Raw genomic sequence first — 20,430 nt, forward strand, 5'->3', positions numbered from 1 at the left:
CACAAAGATTTAAATACTATATAGCATGTCCAAAGCCGCAGTGAAAGAAACCCCTCTGATGAAGCAGTATAACGCCATAAAGGCAAAGCATCCCGGGGCTTTGTTACTTTTCAGAGTAGGAGATTTCTACGAGACTTTTGGTGAAGACGCCATCAAGGCGAGCAAAATTCTAGATATTGTCCTTACAAAAAGGGCCAATGGATCCGCTTCTCATATTGAATTGGCTGGGTTTCCCCATCATTCTCTTGACAATTATCTTCCAAAATTAGTAAGGGCAGGTAACAGGGTAGCTATCTGCGATCAGCTAGAGGACCCCAAAGAAGTGAAAGGTATAGTGAAGCGCGGAGTCACTGAGCTGGTAACTCCCGGCCTTTCTTTTAATGATAATGTCCTTGACAAAAGAAGAAACAATTATCTGGCATCCATTTATTTCAGTAAAGAAATTCATGGTATAGCGTTTTTGGATCTTTCTACAGGAGAATTCATGGCCGCGGAAGGAAACCTATCTTACCTGGACAAATTGCTCCAAAGCTTTGCTCCATCAGAGATCATTTATTCAAAGGCCCATAAAACCACAGCAGAAGAATTTCTAAAAGATAATTATAATACTTTTCACTGCGAAGACTGGGTTTATCAGTATGACTATACCTACGAGAAGCTGATCAACCATTTTGAAACAGCTAATCTTAAGGGTTTTGGAATAGAAAGCCTGGTGTGCGGACTGATAGCAGCAGGAGCTGTATTATATTATTTAGAAGAAACTGAGCATAAGGAGGTAAAGCATATCGCGTCCATATCACGCATAGCTGAAGAGAACTTTGTTTGGCTGGATAAATTCACCATTAGGAATCTGGAACTGGTCTATTCTCATCAGGATGGAGGGGTGCCTTTGATCAATATTCTTGACCAATCGGTAACGCCTATGGGTTCCAGGATGATGAAAAAATGGATGGTATTGCCCCTAAAGGAAAAAGAACCCATTGAAGAACGGTTAAAGATAGTAGATCATTTCTATAAAGAAACCGAGCTCTGTGAGGAGGTTTTACTCTACCTCAAACAAATAGGTGATCTAGAGAGGCTCATATCCAAAGTGGCTGTCGGTAGGATCAATCCACGGGAAATGAACCAGCTAAGGAAAGCCCTTAAAAGCACTGTCCCTATAAAAAATCTGCTAAAATCCCAGAAAAACCCTTCGTTAAAGAAGATAGCGGACCAAATTAACCCATGTGAGTTTTTATTGGAAAAAATCGAGAATGAACTGATGGAGGACGCCCCTATGCTTACCCACCAGGGGGGAATTATCAAAAATGGTGTAGATGGAGATCTGGATGAATACAGAAGGCTGGCTACTTCTGGCAAAGATTATCTGCTTCAGATTCAGCGCAGGGAAGTACAGCGCACCGGTATTTCATCTCTGAAAGTAGCCTATAACAAAGTCTTTGGTTACTATCTGGAGGTTTCCAATACCCATAAAGACAAAGTACCGCAGGAATGGATCAGAAAACAGACCCTTGTAAATGCTGAACGGTATATTACTGAGGAGCTAAAAACCTATGAAGAAAAAATTCTTCATGCCGAAGAAAGACTTATCGTTTTGGAATTGAAATATTTCAACCTGCTCGTCCAGGATGCGACCACCTATGTAGCCAGTATTCAGCAGAATGCCCGTATGCTGGGAATGGTGGATTGCCTGCTCTCTTTTGCACGGGTAGCCAAAGCCAACAATTACTGCAGGCCAAAATGCACTGAAACAGATGCCCTTGAGATTAAGGATGGAAGACATCCTGTTATAGAAAAACAGCTGGCCGTGGGAGAAAGTTATGTGCCAAATGACATATACCTGGATCATAACAGTCAGCAGATCATCATTATAACCGGACCGAATATGGCCGGTAAATCCGCCCTTCTTCGGCAGACCGCCTTGATCGTATTGATGGCGCAAATGGGAAGCTTTGTCCCCGCTTCTTATGCCAGAATAGGATTAATTGATAAGGTTTTTACTAGAGTGGGTGCTTCTGATAACCTTTCAAAGGGTGAGTCTACTTTTATGGTGGAAATGACAGAAACAGCTAGTATTCTTAATAATCTCTCTGACCGTAGTCTCGTACTTATGGATGAAATAGGCAGGGGTACATCTACTTATGACGGAATCTCCATAGCATGGTCCATCGTAGAATATCTGCACAATCACCCAAAATATAAGGCCAAGACCCTCTTTGCCACCCACTACCATGAACTGAACCAGTTGGCGGATGATTTTGGAAGGGTCAAAAATTTTAATGTCTCGGTTAAAGAAGTGGGAAATAAAGTAGTGTTTATGCGGAAGCTGAACAAGGGTGGCAGTGAGCACAGCTTTGGTATTCACGTGGCGCAGATGGCAGGTATGCCAAATCCTGTAGTGCTGAGAGCTTCTGAGATAATGGGGCATCTGGAGAAAGATAAAAACATGCACAAACAAAAAGAGAAAATGAAAGAGATGCCCAAGAACAACTTTCAGCTCAGTCTATTTGAAATTGATCCGAAGTTTAATGAGGTAAAGGAGATGTTAGATGCCTTTGATATTAATACCATCTCACCCGTAGAAGCACTAATTAAACTGAATGAAATCAAAAAAAAGCTTGATTAATCATTGGCAAATAAGGATAAATGGCTAATATTAGCCCACGATCGGTTAATGTGTAAAAATGTTATGGGAGTGGATATCATAGAGCAACTCAAAAATCAAGATAAATACAAAAAATTGTTTCGTACCTGGGGTGATAAAGGGACTTTATTAGAACGGGAGGAAGAAATGATTCAAGAGCTGGAAAATCTTAATTTACAGATCAATAGCGGTGAAAACCTGATTATAGGTAGCTTTGATTACAGAGATTATAGCCTTGCATATTTTACAGATAATATATTTGATGTATCTGGGTTACCGGTTGAGTATTTCAAAAAATACGGATTAGAAGCTACCATGTCTATGTTTCATGAGGATGACAGGGATGAAATGATCCAGTTTCACCAAAGTCTGCTGCCTATTTATGATAAACTGACTATAGAAGAAAAGAAAACATTTGGTTGCACTTATACCTACAGGTGGGTTCACAGGATCACAAATGAACATATATGGCAGGTGTCCTCATTGATCCCCTATATCACAGATCAGGAAGGTAATATTATCTATGACCTTCAGATCGTAGTGAGATTAAATTCTGTACCTAATCCTGCAGCATTCAATTGGGAGTATCATTATATAGCTTCTAATGGGACTAAGAGAAAAGTAGAAAAGCAGTTTGAACAAATATCATTTGACGTACTGTCTAAGCGGGAAAAACAAATAGTGGATTTAATGGTCCAGGGGAAAACTAGTTTGGCAATGTCAGAGGAATTAGGCGTTAGTCCTAATACCGTGATAACTCATAGAAAAAACATCTTACGTAAGCTAAAAGTAAAAAATGTGCTCGACTTAATGAATAAAATGAAATAAAAAGCACAAATTAATGCCCTGAAAATCAAAAGATGAGGCTTTTGTCGCTATAAATCATCATATATTTTTGCATTAAGTGTTTGCTAATTACGAAAAGAGATATACCTTTGTATCCACAATCGCAAGAGATTGTAAATAAACAAGCGAAAGTAGCTCAGCTGGTAGAGCACGACCTTGCCAAGGTCGGGGTCGCGAGTTCGAATCTCGTCTTTCGCTCTCTCTAAAGCCCTTTTCATAGAGGGCTTTGTTGTTTAAGGTAACTTTCCCTAGTGGAAAAGCCGGGATGGTGGAATAGGTAGACACGCAAGACTTAAAATCTTGTGGCTTCACGGCCGTGCGGGTTCGATTCCCGCTCCTGGTACAATTAAAACCGCTTTTTAAGCGGTTTTTTTTATGACATATTTTTAAGGATTTTATAATTATTTTTGCAATTGTTTATTAATGGTTTACTTGACCTGCAGTTAGGTCTGGATTGAAACTCTTCTTAATAGGCTTCATTTCACTAGGTAGCATTTTCATTCATGCACCCTGCGATCTTTTATATGTTCAGAAAATGTTCTTGGGGATGAGTTAGGTTTTGCCGAAAAAATATAAAACCATCTATATTATAGTATGCACTGCCAGTTTTTTGGGCTGAGCTAAAAATATTTTGATAATTATTTAAAGCGGCCTTTCCCCATACATACCTTATATCTGAACTCTAGGCCTCTGATGGAGTCACTTACTGGGAAATGCAGATAGCATAGGTCAATAATATTACTTATACCTCTCATATAAATACTTTACAAAACATATATGTAATAGTAGCCTATATTGATATGTTTATTTGGAGTCGTCCATAATGTAATAATTTAATGTTTTTATGTAAGGTTTTTTGAATCTTATAGGTCTAAAAAGGTTATTTATGTCGTATATTAGCATACATCTAATACAATTCATTAATGAACCCAAATACCGAACCTATCAATCTTCTGTGGACAGGAGGTTATGATTCTACTTTTCGTTTACTGCAGGTGATCATGGAATATAAACATCCTGTACAGCCATTTTATATCTTAGATACTGGAAGGGGGTCTACTATAAAGGAAATAGATACCCGTCATCGTATCGTTAAGGCCATAACCCAGCGTTACCCTTATGCAGATAGATTGATCCTGCCCACTAAATTTTATGCCTTGTCAGATATCAAAAAAGACGATGTCACTACGGGAAAATTTAAAGAATTAAATAAGCAGCTTCATTTAGGATCACAATATGATTGGTTGTCAAGATTCGCTGAACAATTTAAGATTAATAACCTCGAATTATCGATAGAGAGGTCGGATAGAGACACCCATTTTAAAGATACTTCTATATTTGTACCTGTAAAAGAAAAAGTTTCGGGTAATGTATATGAAGTCATCGAATCATTATCAGACGATGATCCAAGAAGTATATTCAAGCCGTTTCGGTTTCCGATACTCGATTTTTCAAAAATAGAATTACAGGCACACAGTACTAAAAAAGGATATGATGATATATTAAACCTCTCCTGGTTTTGCTTTACACCTGTAAATGGCAAGCCATGTGGACTTTGTAATCCCTGCAGATATGTGGTATTAGAAGGAATGGCGTATAGATTACCTAAAAAGGCTTTGTTTCGGTACAGGTATTTCAAAAATTATGAAATGTTTTTTAAATTGAGGAAAACGATAAAAAGGCAAATCAGAAAAGTGTTTCCCTCATATGAATAAAAAATTGTACCTACAGCAATTCATTCATTTCGTTGCTGTAGGTGTTGAAGATTGAAAATAGTTATTTACAGATCTTTGCTGGTCAGTCAGTAAGTATATGCTATGTTTTTATTACATAAGTGGATGTTGGTCTATTAATTTACAACTGTTAGTCATACCACAGTTACTCAGTAAATTAAAGACAGCAGGGTATTAATGGACGAATTGAACAGCTGAATTTAAGTTTGTTTTTATTTGAGTATATATGGTGGCGTTACCATCTACATTACCAGGTCCTATATCGATGATTCCGTCATTGTTATTATCATTAGCAGTACTTAAATCTATATGGGCTAGTAGGAGATTTATATTAAAGCGTACCAAAATTTCTGATGTTTCATTGATTAAAAGGCCATTTGTTTCTTCAGCGGACACTTCAAGATGGATTTCATCAGTTAACCATATCCTTACCAAATTGCCATTTATCCCTCCTAATATGTAAAGGGACTTTCCATGAACAAAATTATCCTCAGGATCCGCTTGGTGCTTAAAGAGTTGAAAAGTAATCTTTGAATAATTTCCACTTGGGGTAAGCCCTTCCCCTATCAGAGTCGTCTGGTAATTTCCTTCCTGAATCAACATATGGGTTTTAGGCTGTAAAATCATCGATCCGAGATCTGAATTCATATTCGATCTGAGAGGAATATTTCCTATATCTACTCCGGCTCGAAGATCTGCAGCTACTGCATAATTCATTTCAAATTTTTGAATGCCTACCTGGAAATGAGACACATTAAATTCTCCTACCATGATTCGGCCATTGTTTGGGTTGCCGGCATCTTTATGTGCAGATCCTTTTACGGTGACCATACTTTCACCAGATGACGGGTTTTCTTCTTCTTGATTACACGAACCTAATAAGATGATAAGGGCAAATGATGAAATGATGTTTAATATTAGTTTGGTCATATGATTGGATTTTTTGAAAGGAGGGTACAGTTAAATTAAGGCTTTAAATTGCTTTGTGTCTGTTTTGATGTTTATAATTCCAGATAAATAAACCACATCCTATTTGGCAAATTCTACTGAATTTGGCAGATTAGATCTAAATACACTATATATATCACTGTTACCGTCTACATTATTGGGGCCTATATCTATAAATCCATCTGAATTTCTATCTCGTGCTGTTTCTATATTTACATTTTCCAGAAGTTTTACTAGATTAAATCTTAAAATAAGATCGGCATCAGCATTGATTACATATCCATTAGGCGTATCTGCCGGCACCCGGAAAGTATCTTCAGAAGTGAGCCAAATCCGTATAGGCCTACCATTGTAAGATCCTAATATGTAAAGAGACTTGTCCCGTACAAAACTATCAGAAGATGCATTTTTGTTGGGGTATAACTGAAAAGCGATTTCGGTATAGTTTCCATTGGGAGTGGATCCTTCACCCAATATTGCTGTACGATGATTGCCGGACGATATAAGGGTGTTAATTTGTGGCTGTGAGGCTGATAGAGATAGTTCCGCTTCGTCATTAGTCCTGATATTCGCATTGTTAATATTAGATCCGATGCCAAATTCCGATGATGAAGCATAGTTCATTTGGATATTTTGAGTACCTACCTGCAGGTTACTTATTGTAAGATCGCCTATTCTAATACTATTAACGGGATCTGTGTTGTTAGTTAAAGCGGTACAGTATAGGGAAACTTTACTGCTCCTTTCGGGCAAATTATCTGCTCCATAGTTACAAGATCCCAATGCAGTAAGGATAATAATGGCTATTATATTTGATTTAAAGCTGCAAAAATTTCTGCTCATATAAATTTTAGGTTAGAGAGAAATCTTTTAGTCAAACAATATGCCACCTAAGGAAATATATTACATAAATTTGAATACTACAGACAGAAAAAAAAGTTAAATATATGTAAGAGAGTAGTTTAAATTAAGGCCGGAGTTTAATTTCCGGCCTTATTTTTTCTTATCTTCTTAATCGGTCATATCGGTCTGCTACCTGGTTCCAGTCAACTACATTCCACCAGTTGGATATATATTCCCCCCTCTCATTTTGATAATTGAGGTAATAGGCATGTTCCCAGACATCTATGCCCATAAGAGGAATGCCCTTAAAATCAACATCGTTCATTAATGGGTTGTCTTGGTTTGGGGTAGAGCCAATAGCCAGAGACTGGTTATTGTCAATCACCAGCCATGCCCATCCGGATCCAAACCTATCTTTAGCTTCTTCTTCAAATTTGCTTACAAATTCATCGAAGCTTCCAAAAGATTCATTTATAGCCTCGGCTAGTTCACCTTGAGGTCTCCCTCCTCCATCGGGACTCATGATTTTCCAAAAAAGTTCATGATTATAATGGCCTCCACCGTTGTTACGCATTTTAGTGGAATACCTGCTGATGTTCATCATGACTTCCTCTAGCGGTTTGTCCATATCTACATTCTCCTCATCGGCAGCCTCTCTCAACTTTTCAGCGTAACTACTGGCGTGCTTGTTATAATGAATATTCATTGTTTCGGCATCTATGTGCGGTTCTAATGCAGCATAATCATATGGCAAATCAGACTGGGTAAATCCGGTCCGAAGATTATCTAATACAGTGTCTTTATCTGGACCTGAAGAGCAGGCAAAGAGCGCTGAGCCTATGCCGCTGGTTCCTATACCAATAGCCAGACTCGCTTTGGTGGTGCGGGTGAGAAAACTCCTTCTAGAAAAATTATTCATTTTGTATGTTCAGTTAGTTCTTAAGGTGGATAGTATGATCAATTAACGGGCTTAAATGTCTAAAGTAATAAATTATAAGCATAAATAAAATTAACTTTCGGACAATTAGTCCGATATCCTGACAAGTTGCAATAGGTATATGTAACTCAAAGAGCTTGGATTGGTTTTTGAATTTATATTAAAATGACCAAAAATTATCTATGTTGTTAACGTTTTATAAGTATCAGGGGACCGGGAATGATTTTGTGATGATAGATGACCGGCATCATGTTTTTGATGATCAGGATCTGCCATTGGTTAATCGATTATGCAATAGAAGGTTTGGCGTGGGTGCAGATGGTCTCATCTTGATTAGAGAACATTCAGAGTATGATTTTGAAATGATTTATTTTAATGCTGATGGAAGCCAGAGTATGTGTGGAAACGGTGCACGCTGTGCTGTAGCATTTGCAAATTTCTTAGGTATCATAAAAGCTAAAACCCGATTTTGGGCCATAGACGGACCTCATACTGCTGAAATAATAGAAGATGAGGTATGCCTGGGTATGAGCGAAGTTAACGGGGTAGCTTCCGAAAACGAAGAATATTTTGTCAATACCGGTTCTCCTCACCATATCAGATTTGTACATCAACTAGATCACTATCCTGTAGTAGAAGAAGGTGCAAAAATCCGGTACAGTACTAAATATTCTCCACATGGTACAAATGTAAACTTTATAGAGAAAATCGATGATCGTACTATTAAAGTCCGAACCTATGAAAGGGGAGTCGAGGACGAAACCTTGTCCTGTGGTACAGGAGTAACGGCATGCGCTTTGGTCTATGGCATGGCTACCGAACAAAATTCTATTCTTATCAAAACACTGGGGGGTGATTTGACTGTTAAGTTTAAAGCAAAGGATCACAATAAATTTACAGAAGTGACATTAAAGGGAAAAGCAATTCAAGTTTATAAAGGTGTACTGACAATCTGATCAGTGAATGTATTCAAAATACTTAAGTTTGTTTCAAAAATACATAGGGACTAATTACTCAAAAAGGAACGAATAATTTATTATTCTGCTAAAAAGAGAGTATTTTTAACCCCTGTTTTAATTCGATTATATATATGTTAGATGCTATAGCAAAAGGACTGGCAAAGGTATTTGGTACCAAGTCAGATAGAGATATAAAGGTTTTATGGCCTTATGTAGATAAGATTAATGGTGAGTATGCCAAATTACAAAGCATCAGTGATGATGAACTAAGGGCTCAGACCACTGAACTTAAAAGTATCATCCAGATTGATTTGGCTGCTTTTGATCAGCAGATTCAGGAGATAAAAGGCAAAATCAGCGAGATGGCTCCTGAACAAGTCCATGAAAAAGATGCGCTTTTTAACGACATAGAAGCTATCGAAAAAGACAGGGACCAGGAATTAGAGAAGGTGCTGGAAAAAATACTGCCGCGTGCTTTCGCAGTCGTGAAAGAAACAGCCAGGAGGTTTAAGGAAATTGGAAAACTTACCGTTAAAGCCACTGAACTGGACCAGTCAATGGCAGCACAAAAACCCAATGTGGAAATAGTAGGTGATAACGCTATCTGGTTTAATAAATGGATGGCTGCTGGTAACGAAGTCACCTGGGACATGCTTCATTATGATGTGCAGCTAATAGGGGGCGTGGTCCTTCACCAAGGTAAAATAGCAGAAATGGCCACAGGGGAAGGTAAAACATTGGTATCCACCCTTCCTGCTTATCTCAATGCACTGGCTGGCCGTGGTGTTCATATTGTTACCGTAAACGATTACCTTGCAAAAAGGGATAGTGAGTGGAATGCCCCGTTATTTGAGTTTCATGGGTTAAAGGTAAACTGTATAGATAAGTTCCCTCCTAATTCAGAAGGTCGTAGGCAGGCTTATGCCAGTGACATTGTATATGGGACCAATAATGAATTTGGCTTTGATTACCTAAGGGATAATATGTCAAGGGAAGCCAATGATCTTGTGCAGGGCAAGCACCATTTTGCCATGATAGATGAAGTGGATTCTGTACTGATAGATGATGCCAGAACTCCATTGATCATATCAGGTCCTATCCCTAGAGGAGATGAGCATGAGTTTTATGAAATGAGACCACGAGTATCTACGCTGGTAGATGAGCAGCGTAAACTTGTGCAGGGATATTTGACTGATGCCAAAAGACTGATCAAAGAAGGAGACCATAAGGAAGGCGGACTCGCGCTTTTTAGGGCATTCAGAGGTATGCCTAAATACAAACCTACCATTAAGTACCTTTCCGAGCCCGGGATCAGGGTCATCCTCCAAAAGACCGAAAATCATTATCTTCAGGATAACAAACGGCATATGCCAGAAGCGGATGAACCGCTGCTATTTACCATTGATGAAAAAACCAACTCGGTGGAGTTGACGGATAATGGCATAGAAGTCATCACCAAGAAAAATGAAAATACAGACTTTTTTATATTGCCAGATATCGGTGTTGAAATCGCCGAAATGGAAAAAGATCCTACTATAGACGATAAAGAAAAACTTATCCGTAAAGAGGAGATAATCAAAGATTACGGCGTCAAAGCACAAAGGATACATACAGTAAACCAATTGCTGAAAGCATACTGTATGTTTGAAAAAGATACCGAATATATACTCGTAGACGGGAAAGTAAAAATAGTGGACGAGCAGACCGGTCGTGTAATGGAAGGCCGGAGATATTCGGACGGCCTGCATCAGGCGATAGAGGCTAAGGAAAATGTAAAAGTAGAAGATGCTACTCAGACTTATGCCACCGTCACCCTACAGAATTACTTCAGGATGTACCATAAACTATCCGGCATGACGGGTACTGCTGAGACAGAAGCAGGAGAGTTTTGGGAAATTTACAAGCTGGATGTAGTGGTAATACCTACCAATAAAGCCATATCCAGAGATGACAGGCAGGATAAGGTGTATAAAACTGTCAGAGAAAAATTCAATGCTGTGGCTGAAGAGATACAAGAACTTACTGAACTTGGAAGACCGGTATTGGTCGGTACCACTTCAGTGGAAATCTCCGAAGTACTCAGTAGAATGCTTACCATCAGAAAGATAAAACATCAGGTACTGAACGCAAAACAACATGCCAGAGAGGCAGATATAGTAGCGGAAGCCGGTAAACCAGGTACTGTTACGATAGCTACCAATATGGCGGGTAGGGGTACCGATATAAAATTGACCCCAGAATCTAAAGCTGCTGGTGGCCTGGCCATAGTCGGTACAGAAAGACATGAGTCGAGAAGGGTGGACAGACAGCTCAGAGGACGGGCCGGCCGTCAGGGGGATGTAGGTTCATCGCAGTTCTTTGTTTCTCTTGAGGATAACCTGATGAGGCTTTTCGGCTCAGAGAGGATCGCAAAGTTAATGGACAGAATGGGCTTAGAGGAGGGAGAAGTCATCCAGCACTCTATGATTACCAAATCTATAGAACGTGCCCAGAGAAAGGTAGAAGAAAATAATTTCGGTGTAAGGAAGAGGCTTCTTGAATATGATGACGTGATGAACTTCCAGCGGGAAGTAGTCTATAAAAGAAGAAAAAATGCCCTGCTAGGGGAGCGTTTGGAGTTGGACATATTGAATATTATGTACGACGTATGTGCTGATATCATCGAGATGGCCAAAACCTCTGAGGATATGGACAATCTACGGATGAATATATATAGTTCCCTGGGTATAGATGTCAAATTGACTTTAGAAGAACTTAAGTCTAAAAATGCTGCCTTGCTGACCCAAGACTTATTCAAGGCAGCCTACCAAAATTATAAAGACAAGAATGAAAGGATTCTGGCTAAGGCCATGCCTATCCTGAAGGATGTCCATCTACAACGCGGTGCCACAGTAAAAGAGATCCTGGTTCCTATATCTGATGGATTAAAGCAGATAGGGGTGATAGTCAATTTAGAACCTACTATCAATAACAACGGCAGAGATCTCATCAGGGCGATAGAGAAAAACGTGACTCTTTCCATAATTGATCATAACTGGAAAGAGCATCTCAGAGATATGGATGATCTGAAGCAGTCAGTTCAGAATGCTGTATATGAGCAGAAGGATCCGCTGCTGATCTATAAATTCGAAGCATTTGAGATGTTCAAAAGGTTTGTCGGCAGGCTGAATGAAGATGTGATCTCGTTTTTGGCCAAAGCTGAATTACCGCAGCAGAATCCAGATCAAGTGAAATCTGCTCCGCTTCCACAGAGAAACCCAGAACCTAAAGTTCAGACCAATAAGGAAGAAGTAGGAAGTTCAATAGCTGGTAACAGATTGCCATCTGCCAAAGCAACCGCTCAGCCAAGGCAAGTGGTAGTACCCCGTAAGTCAGAAAAAAGCTATGGGAGAAATGATAAGGTATCTGTGAGATACGCCAATGGGAGTATAAAAAAAGACGTAAAGTTTAAAAGTGTGGAAGAAGATGTCTCTTCAGGAAAGTGCATCATTATAGAAAACTAATTTGGCCAATATGAAGAAGATTCTTTCAATAGTTTTAATCGCAGCTATGGCATCCAGTTGTGCAGCAGTAAAGAAAAGACCAGTAGAGGAATATAAAAACTATGAAGAAAATCTTTCCGAAACGCGGCATACCTTTCCGAGCCTACCAGAACCCGGTGCGATGGCCACTGGTCCAAGTGCAGGGGCTGGAGCTGGTAATCCTGTTAACAGTCAATTGGATGAAGCGGTGGAGAATTTCATCCGAAATAACAAAGCTGAAAGGCACTATAGTGGCTTTACCATACTCGTATACAGTGGAGTAGATAGAGAAAGGGCATTTGAAACCAGGAACATCTTGTATAGTGAATATCCGGATATTAAAGCTTTTATGGAATATCAGCAACCTAGGTACCTGGTGAAAGTGGGCAGATATATCAATAGAATAGAAGCGCAGTCACAATACAATAAAATAAAAGATAAATTCCCAACTACCCGGATTATTCAGGATCGCTTTGAGCGGGCTGAGTCAAATGATGGGGATTTAGAGGAACCAATAAGAAATAATGAAGAATAGGATTAAAGAACTTTCAAAAGCTTATAAAGAAGAAGTGATTCAAAACAGGAGGCACCTACATGCTCATCCTGAACTATCCTTTGAAGAATATGCCACCAGCGCATTTGTCGAGAAGCAATTACGCTCCTATGGTATCGAAGATATAGTGAAAAAGGCGGACACCGGTCTTGTAGTGCTGATAAAAGGTAAAAATCCTGAAGTGAAAACCATAGCGCTCCGTGGTGATATGGATGCTTTGCCCATAACTGAAACAAATGAGGTCACCTATAAATCTACCAATCCAGGGGTCATGCATGCCTGTGGTCATGATGTACACACAGCTTCTCTTTTGGGAGTAGCCAGAATCCTGCAGGAGGTAAAGGAGGATTTTGCAGGTACGGTGAAACTTATATTTCAGCCTGGGGAGGAGTTGGTTCCGGGTGGGGCATCGTTGATGATTAAAGATGGAGCACTCGAAAACCCAAAACCTGCTTCTATTATTGGTCAACATGTCATGCCACTGATAGATGTTGGTAAAGTGGGTTTTCGAAAAGGGATGTATATGGCCAGCACCGATGAACTCTATCTTACCGTGAAGGGAAAGGGGGGACATGGAGCTATGCCTGAAAATATTATTGATCCGGTATTGATCAGTGCGCATATCATTGTAGCCCTACAACAGGTGGTGAGCAGAAGGGCCAGCCCTAAGACTCCATCCGTATTGTCTTTTGGTAAAGTAGAGGCTATGGGTGCCACCAATATCATTCCCAATGAAGTAAACATACAGGGTACTTTCAGGACCCTGGACGAAAAGTGGAGAAAAGAGGCACATACCGCTATGGTCAAGATAGCTACCGGAATAGCTGAAGGTATGGGAGGCTCAGTAGATTTTGAAGTAAGGAACGGGTATCCATATTTGATCAACGAACCTGAATTAACTGGCCGTGCCCAGGAAGCAGCGATAGACTACCTAGGAAAAGAAAATGTAGAAGACCTCGATATATGGATGGCTGCTGAAGATTTTTCTTATTATACCCACCAGATGCCGGGTTGCTTTTACAGATTAGGGATTAGAAATGAAGCTAAAGGCATAACAGCAGGTGTGCATACGCCAAACTTTAATATAGATGAAGATGCTTTGGAAGTGGGAGCTGGGCTGATGGCTTATATAGCCTTATGTGAATTAAAGGCTTAATTTTTAGTGGCTCTTAATTTGTAAATACCCTCATTTTCTTCTATATATAGCGCTTCCAAAGCAGGTATCCGAATCAATAATGATCTGAAAACTCCTTCCTCATCTATAATATATTGTGGCTTTTCATTGCTGAACTGAAGATAGGTATTGGTCATATCGTTATAATCCTCAAAATCTGCCAAAATCCTTTTTGAGAGATTAAAATTTAAAAACGGAGTGACTAAGTTAGCATCCTTATAATAACCTATATCTGACCCTAAAACCACTATAGATTTACCATTGAAATAGTCATATTTCTTATTGGCATTAATAGCATAGGTATAAATTGATTCGGTATTAAATTTATAGAGGGTCCATGCATATCCTACCAACGGGACTATGATCACAAATCCATAAAAAAATGATTTTAATACTACCTTCTTCTCTACGTATATGAAAATCTGGGTGATAAAGTAGGTCAGTCCAGGTAGCAAAACGACCAGTTGGTACGGATTTTTTCGATTGGCTAAAAACAGGGCCAGTATGGCAAATAGTAAAAATATTAGCATGATTTGCTGCTGTTTTTGCTGGTTTACGGTGTGCCTCTGAAGCACTGAACTCATAAAGAACCCACTTAATGCAAATCCTATAGGGACTATAAAAAGAATGAGAATATCCCAATAAGACACATATTGGTAAGTGTCTATGATACGGGTGGCAAAGATAAATTCTAAAATAAAATCCTGAAGCCCGTCAATCCAAAAATAATATAATGATACCAGTGCTATAGGTTGTAAATACCCCACCAGTGATAGTATAAGCTGATGAAAATTAAATCCACTGACTATAATCCCTGTTACAATCAAAAATGGTAAGAAAAACACCAAAGGTAAATGGAAGCATACTGCTATACCTCCAAATATGCCTACCATCAGAACAGATTCCGTACTGTCCTGATTAAGTAAGGTAAGACTGAACAGCCTTCCCAGTGAAAGGATAACAAAAGTAGTACCAAGCAAAGCCGGAGATAGGGTAAGAAAATCAAATGATAGGTGAAATAATACTGCCATCACCATCGCTGGAAGATAGGTGTTATCATCAAATGATCTGTATTTTATGAAAAGATGGTTCACATACATGATCTGAAAAAGCATGACCATTCCTGCCAGCACCTGGTAAGCCAGTAAAGAACGGCCGAACAAAGAATCTAACAGCCAATATATGCCCACAGAATATGGTCCATTATCATCTATGATTTCCACATACATATTATGGCCAGCTGACATGCGCTCACCGGTCAGCATCCACATTAATTCTGGTGCCAGCAGCGGTATATCCATTAATATATAGGGTAACCTTAGTACCCCTATCAGTAGGATGATTCCTATAATCCGGAAAGGGTCATTGACTTTAAAAAAACTTAACAAGTATATTTTTGGTTGAATGATGAGTAAAGAGCAAGCACGAAATTAAACGTTACTCATTTAATTCACTAAATTTGTAACGATAATTATTATATATGGAAAGTAAAAGACAGCAGAAATATTCAAAATTAATCCAAAAGGAACTGGGGGAAATTTTTCAGAGAGAAGGAAAGCACCTCGTCGGAACAGCTATGGTCACGATTACCAGAGTACTGATTAGTCCGGATCTAGGAGTTGCCAAAATTTATTTGAGCTTCTTATTGGCTAATAACAAAGAGCTTTTTGATAAAATCAATGACAGTAAAAAAGAAATCAGGAGGCACTTAGGTATACGTATTGGTAAAAGTGTACGGATCATACCTGAACTTGCCTTCTTTTTGGATGAATCCTCGGCATATGCCCAACATATGGACAAGGTAATATCTGCACTGGATATACCGGATGCTGATGAAGAGGAGCAGGAAGATGATAAGGAGGATTAAAAACTAAATCTTGAACCTATCTTTTTTTATAGCTTCCCGATACTTCCGCAGTAAAAAAAAGCGGAATTTCATCACCATATTATCCCGTATCTCTATGGTAGGAGTAGCGGTAGGTACTATGGCATTGGTGATCGTGCTTTCTGTTTTTAATGGGTTGGAAGATCTTATACGGGGTTTATATGCATCTTTTGATGCTGAATTAAAAATAGAGGCAGCCTTAGGAAAATCTTTTATAGTGACGGATGATTGGCTGGATCAAATCAGACACACAGAAGGGGTGGAAGTGCTGACGGAGGTGATAGAGGACAATGCTTTGTTTGGGTATAGGGGCGTACAAAAAGTAGCAAAACTTAAAGGTGTTTCCGATAATTTTCTAGATCAGGGAAGATTTGATGAAGGATATTTCAGAGGGGACCTGTCCTTAGGGTCCGATACTCAGCCGGAGGCAATATTGGGCATGGGAGTGGCTAATGTCTTAAGGGTAGATCTGGATAATGAGATGGAGCTGCTTACGGTATTTTACCCAAGAGCTTCAGCACGTGCAGGATCTATAGATCCGAGACAGCTTTATAATCAGAATATCATAAGACCTGTAGGATATTTTAGCATTGAAAAACAGTTTGATGATGAATATGTCATCGTTCCTTTATCTTTTGTAAGGGATCTGCTGGAATATGGGGATAGAAGGACAGCCCTGGAAATCAAAGTAGCTGATGGATACAGGATAAGAGACGTAAAGAGGTCACTGCGCAACCAGTTGGGAGAAGGTTTTCTGGTCAGGGACACGGATGAGCAACATGCCAGCCTGCTTAGAGCCATTCAGATAGAAAAGCTTTTTGTATTTATCACCCTTACATTTATTTTGGCCGTGGCTTCCTTTAATATATTTTTTTCACTCAGCATGCTGGCCATTGAAAAGAAAAAAGATATAGCAGTACTTAAATCATTGGGCGCCAAAGATCAGCTTATCAAATCCATATATTTGAAACAGGGAGCTATTATAGCATTTTCTGGTGCAGCTGTCGGTCTGTTACTGGGTTTTTTGATTGTCTGGTTACAGGACAGTTATGGTTTGGTTTCATTGGGGGTGGCATCATCTATCGTAGACAGTTATCCAGTGAAGATGGTATGGACTGATTTTCTGTTTACTTCACTGAGCGTAGTGACCATTACGTTACTGGCTTCTTATCGACCAGCCACGATAGCATCCTCAGTCAAGACCATTGATCACCTTTGAGCCTAATACCCCATTGGTTTTTTATCCATAGCCGATCGGCTGTAGTGTGGCTGCTGCTACCCAGGACACCTTCGTATTAAATTTTTTATTAGTAGGAGGCTATAGAAATTTTAAAAAATCGATATCATAATTTGCTTTTCATTTCTGCATTTTAAGTATTATTATGTATTTTGCAAGCTATTCAAATTTATAAAAAGAAGAATCTTCCCTTCTTTGTCTCTATCCTACTATAAATTAAAGTGATATGAAAGTTTCTTCTGAGAAGCCTTTTGAGATAGTATATGCGCTTTTTATTCATGAGTTTTTAGGTATTCTCTTCGAATCCTTCGTTGTCCAGCTTAATGAAAAGGGAAAGTTGTCATATGCCAACCAAAATATATCTTTTAAAAATGCAGAAGATTTTGCAGTAGGGCTTGACCAACGGGATTTTGAGCTGATCAAGCTGATAGATGAGATGCAGCAAGATGCAATAGTAAAAAAATTAAATACGAAAAACCTCAAGCCAAAGGAATTTCTAAGAAAGATATATGATGAGAAGACTGCCAATAAGACCATACAGGAACACATAGAACAGCGCCTGGAGACCTTACGTGCCAAAGTATTGGAGAAGTTGCCCGGCAAAAGACTTTTTGAAATGGGGAATGATGGGAATCCTATCTGGAAAGAAATTGAGATAATGCCAGAAAAAGCGTCAGTCCTATTTCATTTTCGGAGGAATGAAGAAAATACCCACTATTTTCCTACTTTAAAATACAAAGAAGAACGCCTGGACTGGCAGTACAAAGGTGCCTATCTTATATGCAATGATCCTGCATGGCTGGTGGTGGACCAGAAGCTTTTTAGTTTTGAAAAGAATGTGGATGGCAAAAAACTGACTCCTTTTCTAAATAAAAAATTCATAGTAGTACCCAGAAAGGTAGAGAAAGCTTATTATGAAAAATTCGTCACTCAGCTCGTTTCATCTTTTGACGTATATGCCAAAGGATTTGATATCAAGGTGGAGCGAAAACAGCCTGTGGCCTATCTGAATCTAAGTGATCTTCCGGGCAATGCGCCCAAGGATCTTTTTGGCAATACGAGCGCACCTGATGTGGAGGATCAGATCATTTTTGATCTCAAGTTCCAGTACGGCAACTACTCCTTCAGGGCGGAAGAAAAAAAACCTAATAATGTAAAACTGGAACAAAATGGTGACCAGTACATTTTTTATAAAGTAGTAAGGGATTTAGAAAAAGAAAAAAGCTACGGAGATTATCTAAAGCTTATGGGCCTTCCTTTAAAGTCTTCCCGTTTTTCCTTGGCAAAAAGTAGGGCTTTTGATTGGATCAGTAACCATAAAACACAGTTGGAAGAATTAGGCGTCAAAATCCAACAGGCTGCCTCACTATCCGGTCAACGGTACTTTTTGGGTACTGCCAGTATAGTGGTAGAGATCAAAGAAAACATTGATTGGTTTGATGTCAATGCCATTATCAAGTTCGGCGACTATCAGATCCCTTTTCCGGCATTGCGCAAAATGCTATTAAAGGGCAAAACAGAATTTATCCTTCCAAATGGAGAAATGGCGGTGATCCCGAGTTCTTGGTTTACCAATTATTCTGAAATATTTTCCTTTCTTGATGATACCAACAGTTCAAAAGAAAATCTGCGTCTCAAGAAACACCACATTTCTTTAGCACAGGAGCTAGAAACTGGAAATCTGGTAAACCTGACACTCAGTAGAAAGCTGGAAAAACTAAGAGATTTCCATACTATCGGAGATTTTGATCTTCCGGAAGGTTTTAACGGCCTATTGAGACCTTATCAAAAAGCAGGTTATAACTGGTTAAGGTTCCTAAGTGAATACAGATTCGGGGGTTGCCTTGCCGATGATATGGGTCTAGGTAAAACGGTCCAAACCTTGGCTTTACTGGCCCATGAGAAAGAAATTCATCCTGAAAGCACCTCGCTTTTGGTTATGCCTACTTCTTTGATATATAACTGGGAACTTGAGGCCAAGAAGTTTACCCCTGGTCTTAAGATACTCGTTTATACGGGTTCGGGAAGGATAAAAGATACTGCCCAGTTTCATCAATACGATCTGGTATTGACCTCATATGGCATTACCAGGTTGGATATTGATTTATTCAGCGGTTTTTATTTCAATTATGTCATCCTGGATGAGTCTCAAGCCATTAAAAACCCCTCCAGTAATATTGCTAAAGCAGTAGGAGAATTAAAATGCAAAAACAAACTGATCCTTACAGGTACCCCTGTAGAAAATGGTACTATGGACTTATGGTCACAGATCAATTTTGTAAACCCGGGATTATTGGGCACTCAAAGTATGTTTAAAAACCAATTTCTGCTACCAATTGAGAAAAAGAACGACATGCTGAAATCCCAAAAACTACATGCCATTATTAAGCCCTTTATTTTACGAAGATTAAAAACCCAGGTAGCAACAGATCTGCCAGAAAAAACGATTAAGATCCAATATTCATCTATGACTTCTGATCAGGAAAAAGCCTATGAAGAGGTGAAAAGCTATTATCGCGAGCAGATCGTAAATGAGGCAGCAGGCTTACAAAGAAAACAATTTACCCTACTGAGAGGTCTTACCCAATTAAGACAGATCGCTAACCATCCCAGGATGACCGATAGTAACTATAAAGGTGACTCAGGAAAATTGGAAGATGTGACTTATATGTTGGGAGAAACGGCCAGTGAAGGTCATAAGGTGCTGGTGTTTAGTCAGTTTGTCAGGCACTTGGCTATAGTAAAAGAATTTTTAGATGCCAATAACATCAGATATGCCTATCTGGATGGTACCACTAAAGATAGACAGGCTCAGGTGAAGCTGTTTCAGGAAAACGATGATATCAAGATTTTCCTCATTTCCTTAAAAGCTGGAGGGGTAGGCCTGAACCTGACCAAAGCAGAGTATGTGTTTTTATTGGATCCCTGGTGGAATCCTGCTGTAGAAGCTCAGGCTATAGACAGAGCCCATAGAATAGGCCAGAAAAACAAAGTAATGATCTATAAATTCATCACCAGAAACACCGTGGAGGAAAAAATCATGGCACTGCAGGAGAAAAAGATCGCTTTGGCCGGAGAGCTGATCAGTACCGAAGAAAGCTTTATGAAGAGCCTCAGTAAGGATGATATAACTGCGCTGCTGGAGTAGCC

General features: G+C 39.3%; 14 protein-coding genes and 2 tRNA genes. 12 read left to right on the plus strand and 4 right to left on the minus strand.

The features are described from left to right. Positions 1–25: 25 nt before the first annotated feature. The 5 genes from mutS (at position 26) to EL17_RS13295 (ending at position 5,205) form a co-directional block, all read left to right on the plus strand. Positions 26–2,626 carry a DNA mismatch repair protein MutS gene (gene mutS / locus EL17_RS13275; protein ID WP_035074880.1) on the plus strand — a complete coding sequence of 867 codons (2,601 nt, stop codon included), beginning with the start codon at positions 26–28 and terminating at the stop codon, positions 2,624–2,626. Between the two features lie 69 nt (positions 2,627–2,695). Beyond that, positions 2,696–3,472, plus strand: a complete 777-nt coding sequence (locus tag EL17_RS22680) for a helix-turn-helix transcriptional regulator (protein ID WP_164675084.1) — start codon at positions 2,696–2,698, stop codon at positions 3,470–3,472. Positions 3,473–3,615: 143 nt separating this feature from the next. Beyond that, positions 3,616–3,688: transfer RNA gene (locus tag EL17_RS13285), tRNA-Gly, on the plus strand. Positions 3,689–3,749: 61 nt separating this feature from the next. Then, a tRNA-Leu gene (locus EL17_RS13290) sits at positions 3,750–3,833 on the plus strand. A 580-nt stretch (positions 3,834–4,413) separates the two neighbouring features. After that, positions 4,414–5,205 (plus strand): hypothetical protein, encoded by a 792-nt coding sequence (locus EL17_RS13295; RefSeq protein WP_035074884.1) that lies wholly within the window; start codon positions 4,414–4,416, stop codon positions 5,203–5,205. 192 nt (positions 5,206–5,397) lie between these two features. On the opposite strand, the gene EL17_RS13300 is transcribed toward EL17_RS13295, so the two are convergent. The 3 genes from EL17_RS13300 to EL17_RS13310 form a co-directional block, all read right to left on the minus strand. Next, positions 5,398–6,153, minus strand: coding sequence for a hypothetical protein (locus EL17_RS13300; RefSeq protein WP_035074887.1), 756 nt, complete (start codon positions 6,151–6,153; stop codon positions 5,398–5,400). Between the two features lie 99 nt (positions 6,154–6,252). Further along, positions 6,253–7,014, minus strand: coding sequence for a hypothetical protein (locus EL17_RS13305; protein WP_035074902.1), 762 nt, complete (start codon positions 7,012–7,014; stop codon positions 6,253–6,255). A 160-nt stretch (positions 7,015–7,174) separates the two neighbouring features. Next, positions 7,175–7,933: a superoxide dismutase gene (locus EL17_RS13310; RefSeq protein WP_035074904.1), complete on the minus strand. Its 759-nt coding sequence runs from the start codon at positions 7,931–7,933 to the stop codon at positions 7,175–7,177. Positions 7,934–8,133: 200 nt separating this feature from the next. Here EL17_RS13310 and dapF point away from each other — a divergent pair, with 200 nt between their 5' ends. The 4 genes from dapF to EL17_RS13330 all read left to right on the plus strand — a co-directional run bounded on the left by dapF (position 8,134) and on the right by EL17_RS13330 (position 14,140). After that, entirely contained in the window at positions 8,134–8,907 is a 774-nt protein-coding gene (gene dapF / locus EL17_RS13315) for a diaminopimelate epimerase (protein ID WP_035074907.1), read from the plus strand. Positions 8,908–9,041: 134 nt separating this feature from the next. After that, on the plus strand, positions 9,042–12,413 hold the full coding sequence (secA, locus tag EL17_RS13320) for a preprotein translocase subunit SecA (RefSeq protein ID WP_035074910.1): 3,372 nt from the start codon (positions 9,042–9,044) through the stop codon (positions 12,411–12,413). 10 nt (positions 12,414–12,423) lie between these two features. Next, positions 12,424–12,966: a hypothetical protein gene (locus EL17_RS13325; protein WP_035074912.1), complete on the plus strand. Its 543-nt coding sequence runs from the start codon at positions 12,424–12,426 to the stop codon at positions 12,964–12,966. After that, complete coding sequence (locus EL17_RS13330; protein ID WP_035074915.1) at positions 12,953–14,140, plus strand: M20 metallopeptidase family protein; 1,188 nt, start codon at positions 12,953–12,955, stop codon at positions 14,138–14,140. The genes EL17_RS13325 and EL17_RS13330 overlap by 14 nt, the downstream gene beginning before the upstream one ends. Here the strand turns inward: EL17_RS13330 and EL17_RS13335 are convergent. Further along, positions 14,137–15,546, minus strand: coding sequence for a hypothetical protein (locus tag EL17_RS13335; protein WP_035074917.1), 1,410 nt, complete (start codon positions 15,544–15,546; stop codon positions 14,137–14,139). The two genes, EL17_RS13330 and EL17_RS13335, sit on opposite strands and share 4 nt — an antisense overlap. Positions 15,547–15,638: 92 nt before the next feature. Here EL17_RS13335 and rbfA point away from each other — a divergent pair, with 92 nt between their 5' ends. The 3 genes from rbfA (at position 15,639) to EL17_RS13350 (ending at position 20,428) form a co-directional block, all read left to right on the plus strand. Next, on the plus strand, positions 15,639–16,025 hold the full coding sequence (gene rbfA / locus EL17_RS13340; protein ID WP_035074921.1) for a 30S ribosome-binding factor RbfA: 387 nt from the start codon (positions 15,639–15,641) through the stop codon (positions 16,023–16,025). 10 nt (positions 16,026–16,035) lie between these two features. Beyond that, on the plus strand, positions 16,036–17,262 hold the full coding sequence (locus EL17_RS13345) for an FtsX-like permease family protein (RefSeq protein ID WP_035074925.1): 1,227 nt from the start codon (positions 16,036–16,038) through the stop codon (positions 17,260–17,262). Between the two features lie 244 nt (positions 17,263–17,506). Beyond that, positions 17,507–20,428 carry a DEAD/DEAH box helicase gene (locus EL17_RS13350; protein WP_035074928.1) on the plus strand — a complete coding sequence of 974 codons (2,922 nt, stop codon included), beginning with the start codon at positions 17,507–17,509 and terminating at the stop codon, positions 20,426–20,428. The last annotated feature ends 2 nt before the right edge of the window (positions 20,429–20,430 follow it).

The sequence above is a fragment of the Anditalea andensis genome, assembly GCF_000714815.1.
Lineage (GTDB): Bacteria > Bacteroidota > Bacteroidia > Cytophagales > Cyclobacteriaceae > Anditalea > Anditalea andensis.

What these genes read in the sequence shown, in the direction of transcription:
- mutS (WP_035074880.1), top strand. Translation starts at nt 26, where the DNA reads ATGTCCAAAGCCGCAGTGAAAGAAACCCCTCTGATGAAGCAGTATAAC.
- EL17_RS13295 (WP_035074884.1), top strand. Translation starts at nt 4,414, where the DNA reads ATGAACCCAAATACCGAACCTATCAATCTTCTGTGGACAGGAGGTTAT.
- EL17_RS13300 (WP_035074887.1), bottom strand. Translation starts at nt 6,153, where the DNA reads ATGACCAAACTAATATTAAACATCATTTCATCATTTGCCCTTATCATC.
- EL17_RS13305 (WP_035074902.1), bottom strand. Translation starts at nt 7,014, where the DNA reads ATGAGCAGAAATTTTTGCAGCTTTAAATCAAATATAATAGCCATTATT.
- EL17_RS13310 (WP_035074904.1), bottom strand. Translation starts at nt 7,933, where the DNA reads ATGAATAATTTTTCTAGAAGGAGTTTTCTCACCCGCACCACCAAAGCG.
- dapF (WP_035074907.1), top strand. Translation starts at nt 8,134, where the DNA reads ATGTTGTTAACGTTTTATAAGTATCAGGGGACCGGGAATGATTTTGTG.
- secA (WP_035074910.1), top strand. Translation starts at nt 9,042, where the DNA reads ATGTTAGATGCTATAGCAAAAGGACTGGCAAAGGTATTTGGTACCAAG.
- EL17_RS13325 (WP_035074912.1), top strand. Translation starts at nt 12,424, where the DNA reads ATGAAGAAGATTCTTTCAATAGTTTTAATCGCAGCTATGGCATCCAGT.
- rbfA (WP_035074921.1), top strand. Translation starts at nt 15,639, where the DNA reads ATGGAAAGTAAAAGACAGCAGAAATATTCAAAATTAATCCAAAAGGAA.
- EL17_RS13350 (WP_035074928.1), top strand. Translation starts at nt 17,507, where the DNA reads ATGAAAGTTTCTTCTGAGAAGCCTTTTGAGATAGTATATGCGCTTTTT.